The sequence below is a fragment of the Sulfitobacter sp. HI0040 genome (assembly GCF_001634885.1).
Classification (GTDB): domain Bacteria; phylum Pseudomonadota; class Alphaproteobacteria; order Rhodobacterales; family Rhodobacteraceae; genus Sulfitobacter.
Genome location: NZ_LWEX01000034.1, coordinates 1 through 7312, shown reverse-complemented (window position 1 = coordinate 7312; position 7312 = coordinate 1). Strand labels below are relative to the sequence as shown.

6 protein-coding genes are annotated in these 7312 nt (G+C 63.2%); 4 read left to right on the top strand and 2 right to left on the bottom strand.

What is annotated here, in order from left to right; genetic code table 11:
• The 3 genes from A3728_RS03515 to A3728_RS03505 all read left to right on the top strand — a co-directional run.
• Positions 1-3443: strawberry notch family protein (locus tag A3728_RS03515; protein WP_067920309.1), on the top strand; the 3443-nt coding region annotated here is incomplete at its 5' end.
• A complete protein-coding gene (locus A3728_RS03510) occupies positions 3440-4486 on the top strand; it encodes a DUF7146 domain-containing protein (protein ID WP_067263174.1) in 1047 nt (348 codons plus the stop codon). The genes A3728_RS03515 and A3728_RS03510, both read left to right, overlap by 4 nt.
• Before the next feature lie 298 nt (positions 4487-4784).
• On the top strand, positions 4785-5696 hold the full coding sequence (locus A3728_RS03505) for a DUF2493 domain-containing protein (protein ID WP_067263177.1): 912 nt from the start codon (positions 4785-4787) through the stop codon (positions 5694-5696).
• An 8-nt stretch (positions 5697-5704) separates the two neighbouring features.
• On the opposite strand, the gene A3728_RS03500 is transcribed toward A3728_RS03505, so the two are convergent.
• Complete coding sequence (locus tag A3728_RS03500) at positions 5705-5998, bottom strand: helix-turn-helix domain-containing protein (RefSeq protein WP_017468722.1); 294 nt, start codon at positions 5996-5998, stop codon at positions 5705-5707.
• Positions 5995-6336 (bottom strand): type II toxin-antitoxin system RelE/ParE family toxin, encoded by a 342-nt coding sequence (locus A3728_RS03495; RefSeq protein WP_067920311.1) that lies wholly within the window; start codon positions 6334-6336, stop codon positions 5995-5997. The genes A3728_RS03500 and A3728_RS03495 overlap by 4 nt, the downstream gene beginning before the upstream one ends.
• Positions 6337-6973: 637 nt before the next feature.
• Here A3728_RS03495 and A3728_RS03490 point away from each other — a divergent pair.
• The gene (locus A3728_RS03490) at positions 6974-7312 is read left to right on the top strand and encodes a DUF736 domain-containing protein (RefSeq protein WP_067920307.1); all 339 of its coding nucleotides are present in this window, start codon (positions 6974-6976) and stop codon (positions 7310-7312) included.

Here is a 7312-nt window from a genome sequence, read left to right as displayed (position 1 = left end):
ACATCGATGGCGCCTATCATCCGACCTGCGCGACCACGGCCGCTCTTCTCTCCGCCGTGCTGACCCATTGTCCCGAGCGCCGCAGCCCCCCGCCCTGCCCTACCAGTTCGGCCTTGTCGGTGCCGACCCGCCCGACCCGCACCAACCTCCATGCCCTGCGCAACGCCGCCCGCCAGGAAACCCGTGCCCTCGCCGAGGAACGCGCGCGACATCCGTTTGACGACATCGAGATGGCCCCGCTCGACTATCTGCCGAAAGCCTGGAGTGAACCGGACGGCGTATTGCAGGATACGGTCTACGAGGCCTATGACCTTCAGGCGATCAGGATCGACAGCGCGGTGGAGCATCCCACTGCACTTGTGCAATCTGCTGCCATGGCCTCGGTCCCGCCGCCCGTCCCGACCTACCGCCCCGTCCTGCCGAAGACTCTTGTCGCCGACGGTCTCCTCTCCGCGCCGCAGCTCGAAAGCGTCATCTATGCGGGCAATGCCCACGAGACGCATCTGAAGGGCTGGTTCAAACGCGGCGAGATCGAAGGCCAGCTGATGGCAGCCGCCGAGGGTGACGAGGGTGCATTCCGCCTGCGCAAGGGCTGGTTCCTCGGCGATGGCACCGGTTGCGGCAAGGGGCGGCAGGTCGCGGGCATCATCCTCGACAACTGGCTCAAAGGGCGCCGCCGCGCGGCCTGGGTCTCAAAAAGCGACAAGCTCATCGAGGATGCGCGTCGCGACTGGATGGCGCTCGGTGGGCGCGAAAGCGATATCGTGCCGCTCTCGAAGTTCCGTCAGGGGAGCGATATCCGCCTGCCCGAGGGCATCCTCTTCGTCACTTATGCCACGCTGCGCTCGGCCGAACGCGAGGGGAAAGCCTCCCGCCTCGACCAGGTGACGTCCTGGCTCGGCGAGGGGTTCGACGGGGTCATCGCTTTCGACGAAAGCCACGCCATGGCGAACGCCGCCGGCGAAAAGTCCGACCGCGGCGACAAGAAGGCGTCGCAGCAAGGTCTCGCCGGCCTCGCACTGCAGAACGCGGCTCCTGATGCCCGCGTGCTCTACGTCTCGGCCACCGGGGCGACGGTTGTCGGCAATCTCGCCTATGCCTCCCGCCTCGGTCTCTGGGGTACGGGAGATTTCCCCTTCGTGACGCGGGCCGAGTTTGTCGCCGCGATGGAGGCCGGGGGCATTGCGGCCATGGAGATGATCTCGCGGGACCTGAAGGCGCTTGGGCTCTATCTGGCGCGGTCCCTTTCCTATGCCGGGGTCGAATACGAGATGCTGGTGCACGACCTGACCCCCGCCCAGGTCGCGATCTACGACAACTACGCCGACGCCTATCAGATCATTCACACCAACCTCGAGGCGGCCCTTCAGGCCTCGGGTATTTCCTCCGAGACCGGCACGCTGAACGCCCAGGCGAAATCCGCCGCGCGCTCAGCCTTCGAGAGCAACAAGCAGCGCTTCTTCAATCATCTCATCACCGCCATGAAATGCCCCTCGCTGATCCGCGCGATCGAGGCGGACCTGGCGGCGGGTCATGCGGCGGTGATCCAGGTGGTCTCGACCAGCGAGGCTGTGATGGAACGCCGCCTCGAGGAGATCCCGCCCTCGGACTGGGATGATCTGCAGGTCGATTTTACGCCGAGGGAGAACATCATGGACTACCTGATGCATTCGTTCCCGACGCAGCTCTTCGAGCCCTACACCGACGAGAATGGCGATCTGCGCTCGCGCCCCGCTCTCGATGCGGATGGCAACCCGATTACCTGCCGCGAGGCTGAGCGGCGCCGGGATGAGCTCGTCGAGCATCTGGGTGCCCTCGCCCCGTTGCAGGGTGCGCTCGACCAGATCCTCTGGCATTTCGGCGGGGACGCGGTGGCCGAGGTCACGGGGCGCAAGCGGCGCATCGTGAAAACGCGCGAAGGGCGGCTCAAGGTCGAGAACCGCGCCGCCTCCTCCAACCTCGGCGAGACGCAGGCCTTCATGGACGATGCTAAGCGCATCCTGATCTTCTCCGATGCCGGGGGCACCGGGCGCAGCTATCATGCCGATCTGGAGGCCAAGAACCAGCGCCTGCGGGTGCATTACCTTCTGGAGCCCGGCTGGAAGGCGGACAATGCGATCCAGGGGCTGGGGCGCACCAATCGCACCAATCAGGCGCAGCCGCCGCTCTTTCGCCCCGTCGCGACCAATGTGAAAGGTGAGAAGCGGTTTCTCTCCACCATCGCCCGCCGCCTCGACACGCTCGGTGCCATCACCAAGGGGCAACGCGAGACCGGCGGGCAGAACATGTTCCGCGCCGAGGACAACCTTGAGAGTCCCTACGCACGCGCTGCGCTGCGGCAGTTCTTCTACAAGCTGCGTGCGGGCAAGATCGAGGCCTGCTCTTACGCCAAATTCCAGGAGATGACCGGGCTGACGCTCGATGAGGCGGACGGCACGATGAAAGAGAATCTGCCGCCGATCCGGCAGTTCCTGAACCGCTGCCTTGCGCTGAGGATCGACATGCAGGACGCAATTTTCGAGGCCTTTGGTGGGTTTCTTTCGGCGATCATCGAGGACGCGCGTCAGGCAGGCACGCTCGATGTCGGCCTTGAGACCCTGCGCGCCGAGAAATTCGAGATCGTCGATCGCAAGGTCATCTTCGAGCATGACGCGACGGGCGCGACGGCGACTGCCCTGACCGTGGAGCGCACAGATCGCAATGATCCGCTCACCCTGCCCCGCGTCAAAGCAATCTGCGCTGACACGAAAGGCGCGACGCTGTGCTGGAACAAGACCTCCAAGCGCGCGGCCCTGATGGTCAAGGCACCGGCCTTCATGGATGAGGACGGTGTACCGATCCTGCGGGTGAAACTGCTGCGGCCCATGGCAACAGAGATCCTCGCCCTTTCCGAATTCTCGAAATCACACTGGGAAGAGATAGATGATGCGATGTTCGAACAGTTCTGGCAGGCCGAGGTTGACGCGGTGCCGGAGTTCACCACATCGAAGATCACTCTGATCTGCGGGTTGCTCCTGCCGATCTGGGACCGGCTCCCCCCAGACAACATGCGCATTTATCGCCTGCAGACCCAAGACGGCGAGCGCGCCATCGGCCGTTTGGTCAGCCAGGAGCAGCTTCTCAATGTCTACGCGCGGCTCGGCCTCGATTGTCAAATCGAGATGACACCGCAGGAGGTCTTCGCCGCGGTGATGGACGCCAGGACGACCCTCAGCCTGCTCGGTGGTTACCAGCTGCGCCGGTCCCTGGTCATGGGACAGCCGAGGCTTGAACTGATCGGTGCGTCGGGCACGGCCCTGCCCGGCCTGAAAGCGATGGGCTGCTTCACCGAGGTGATCCAGTGGAAGACCCGGGTGTTCATTCCGGTGGACGGCATCGACGTGCTGGCGCGTATTCTCACCGAGCATCCGGTTGGCGCCGGCGCAGCGGATGCCGCCGCATGAACGCGCGGCGCAGCATCGCAGATCTCTCGGCCGATCTGGCAGACCGCGCCGAGAGCTTCTGCCGCCAGTATTTTCCCGAAGGCCGCAAGCAGGGCAACTATTGGCAGGTTGGCGACACCTCTGGCGCAAAAGGGCAGAGTCTCGCGATCCGACTGCAGGCGGAAGGCTGGCGCAAGGCTGGGTCTTGGCAGGACTTCGCGACGGGTGAATACGGCGACCTGATCGACCTGCTTCATGAACGGCTCGGATCGGTTACGCTGAAGGAAACCCTGAGGGAGGCCCGGTCCTTTCTCGGTGAGGGCCCCTGCCCTGCCGCACCTCGTGAAACCCAAAGGGCTGAGCGACCGGATGCTGCCTCCAGCAAACGCATCGCGCGGGCGCGCAAACTCTTCTCCGCAGGCAAGCCGGTGCTTGGCACATTGGGCGCCACCTATCTGCAAGGTCGCGGGATCACGCGTCTTGGCCCGGCCCTGCGCTATCACCCGCGGGTCTTCCTGCGGCAGGGCGAAGACGACGCCAATCCGCCACAAAGGGCCCCTGCCCTGCTGGCTAAGATCACTGACAATCGGGGCCAGATCACCGGATGCGCAAGGGTTTTTCTCGACCCGTCCACCGGCGGTCTGGCTGCGATCGAGAGCCCGAAAAGGATCCTTGGACATCTGCACGGGCATGCCATCCGCTTCTGGTCCGGCACCTCTCGTAGCGATCTCATCGTCGGCGAAGGGCTCGAGAACGCCCTCTCGATCGGCACGGCTCTTCCTGAATTCAACCTTGCCTCCTGTCTCACCGCCACCCATCTCGGCCTCTTCATCCCGCCGCCGGGGATAAAGCGCATCTGGATCGCGCGGGACAATGACGAAGCTGGACGTAACGCATCAACGAAATTGCGTAACCAGCTGGAATCGCTTGGAATTGCATGTGGCGGCCTCGTGCCGGCCATGGGGGATTTCAACGACGATCTGCGGGCATTTGGCAAAGATGCGCTGCGCCGGTCCCTGTTAGGGGCCATGAAAGCACAAGGTCTGGAGATTGAGGATGGGTGACCGTCAACCTCCCCGGTGATGTCCGACAGAGCAAAGGTTCCGCGGGTTCGATCTGATCCCGTTTGGATTTCGGGAGCGATGGACCGGCGGGTCGGGGCTGAGTGCCCCTCGCCCGGGCAGCAATGCGCCACGCACCAGAAAATTCCCCTGCCCCTTCAGGGCATTCCTCGCGGGGGCAATTTTCCGGCCCGGGTCACATTCTCCGCTCTGCTCCGATCCTGACGGATGCGGCCCGGTCGCCGCCGGTCCTGTTATCGCCCCATCCAAATCGGGTCAGATCCAACAGAGGAACCAGACAATGCCCAATCAGACAGACATCCAAGAGGAGACCGGCGTGACCTCCGCCATCCTCGACCACCTCGCACTTCATGGCGCGAGACCGGGACCCGGTGAGACCGATCATCGCCCCCTGCCCCAGCCAGATGAGGTAGACCTCGCCATGGCGACCCTCTTTGACACCACCATCGTCCTCCTCACTGGCAGCCAGTTGGAAGACAATCTTGAAGAGATGCTCTGGTCTCTGACCTCGATCTTCCATCGCCGGCTGACCCATATCCAGAAGCTCCTCGACGACAACGAATTCGAGGTCCGGGAAAGCCTCGCCATCCAGGACGGCTCCGAGATCGCCTCGGTCGAGCTCGAGCGTCTCCAAATGATCGGGCTCAAGCTCTGGGACCATCGCGACGCTTTCGAGCAGATGCGCGATCTGGCCGTGGATCACTTCTCGGCCACCACCGGCTCACCCTGGCTACCGCGCACCGGATCCAAGGTCTCGCATCGCGGCCTCACATCCGCCGTGGTGGACAGCCGGGCCTATCTCTCGGCCAAGCGCCGCAAAGAGACCGAGGTGCACTGCCCCGAAGGTACGCGGATCGCCTTCTCTGGCGGGGATTATCACGCCTACGATCTGATCTGGTCCGTCCTCGACGCCACGCATGCCAAATACGCGGACATGGTGCTCCTGCACGGCGGCACGCCCAAAGGCGCCGAGATGATAGCGGCTCGCTGGGCAGATACCCGCGGCGTCACCCAGGTGGTCTTCAAGCCCGACTGGAAGAGCCACGGCAAGGCCGCCCCCTTCAAGCGCAACGACAAGATGCTCGAGACGATGCCGCAGGGTCTGATCGCCACGCCCGGTTCGGGTATCACCGAGAATATCGTCGACAAGGCTCGCAAGCTCGGGATCCGCATCAAGAGGATCGGGGCCTAGGCCCCGGTTCACGCCCCGCGCAAAAGGTCCTGCACGACAGAAGGCTTCTTTGCGATCAATGCCAGCAGAACCTGAGCCGGGCCTGTCGGGTGCCGGCGCCCATGTTCCCAGTTCAGCAGCGTGCCTTTCGCGACGCCAATGCTCTTGGCGAACTCTGCCTGGGACAGGCCCGTCCGTTGCCGAACTTCGGCGACATCGACCTCGGCCACGGAAACTTCATGCACCTTTGCGCCGGCCAAATCGCCATCTGCGAAGGCCAGCGCCTCTTCCAGTCCCTTGGACACGGATTCAAATGCACTCATGTTGCGTCTCCATATTTCGCGACAAGCGCCTTGCTCATCTCTACTGCCGCGGCCTGTTCGGTCTTTGACAGGTTGGCTTTCTCATTCTTGGCGAAGACCGTGATCAGGAAAATCGGCATACGGGTCCCGCCAAAGACATACACCGTCCTGAAGCCGCCGCTCTTTCCGCCTCCCTCTCTCGGGATGCGGACCTTCCGAAGTCCGCCGCCAAGAGAGACGCCAGCTTCCGGATTAGCGGCGATGAAGTCGATCGCGGCCTCTCGCTCCTGGTCTGACATGATTGCCTTGGCGCGCCTCTGGAATTCGGGCAGTTCGACCACTGTATGCAATCGTGTCATCTCTTGTCCCATATAGGTTTCGGCGGTGTATGTGTCAATGACGTATAGCATGAGCACTGGAAGGGCAAGTCGGCGACGCTTGCCGGAGCTAGAGACTATGTCCCGTCTGTTGGTAGCGGCGGCCCTTGGTCAAATGTCCTGTCCCATATTCTGACCGAACCAACCAGCCGGGCTGTCTATTAGGGCTATTGGATGGTTGCGGTGTCTCGTGGCGATCCGGCCTTTCGTTCCACGCCCTGTTTGCCTCGAGCACTCCTCCGCATCGTGGGCGCTTCAGCGAAGACTATTGGCACGTTAGTGATCCTGGGGATGCGACATTGAGGTCTGGACTATGTCTCATCTTCGGTGAGTTAGAAAGGAGCCAATACCCTCATGGCATCTCCCTCGGCTGTTCACCCAGTTTCCTTCGCTGCCACTGCACTTCTCCCGATGTCTGAGTTGCATGACATGCTCGTCGCAGCTGTCGTCCCGTCCACAAAGGTTGTCGCCGATCTTTTTCCCCTGTCCCTGCGGGTCATTCCGCGCGGAGCAAAAAGACCGGCGCCTGCCCCTCTCCGCTGCGCTCCGCCTGCGGTGTGGCCGGGCCTTGGCCAGCTGCAAGGTGACCATCATTGCAACGCAAACAAGGAGAAGAGCAATGACCACGAACTGCATCAAATTCACCAGCGCCGACATCGAAACCGCCAAGGGCGTCGGGTCCATCTCGACCCTGACCTTCGACCTCGACATCACGGTCGAACCCGTCGCGAGCACGAACCCGATGGCCCCCACGCACCGCGTCCTCGGCCGCTCCCCGCGCGGCAAGCTGGTCGAGTGCGGCGGCATCTGGAAGAAGCAGAACAAGGAGACCGGCGCCGACTACTACACGTTGACCATCCGCGACCACGGCTTCAACGCCAATCTCGGCAAGGCCGCCAACCAGGACGATCTCTCCCTGCAGGCCGTCATCCCCTGGGGTCCGAAAGACACCGCGTGA

Excerpts from the sequence above, each read along its gene's own strand:
- A3728_RS03505 (WP_067263177.1), top strand. The coding sequence starts at position 4,785 with ATGCCCAATCAGACAGACATCCAAGAGGAGACCGGCGTGACCTCCGCC.
- A3728_RS03510 (WP_067263174.1), top strand. The coding sequence starts at position 3,440 with ATGAACGCGCGGCGCAGCATCGCAGATCTCTCGGCCGATCTGGCAGAC.
- A3728_RS03490 (WP_067920307.1), top strand. The coding sequence starts at position 6,974 with ATGACCACGAACTGCATCAAATTCACCAGCGCCGACATCGAAACCGCC.
- A3728_RS03500 (WP_017468722.1), bottom strand. The coding sequence starts at position 5,998 with ATGAGTGCATTTGAATCCGTGTCCAAGGGACTGGAAGAGGCGCTGGCC.
- A3728_RS03495 (WP_067920311.1), bottom strand. The coding sequence starts at position 6,336 with ATGACACGATTGCATACAGTGGTCGAACTGCCCGAATTCCAGAGGCGC.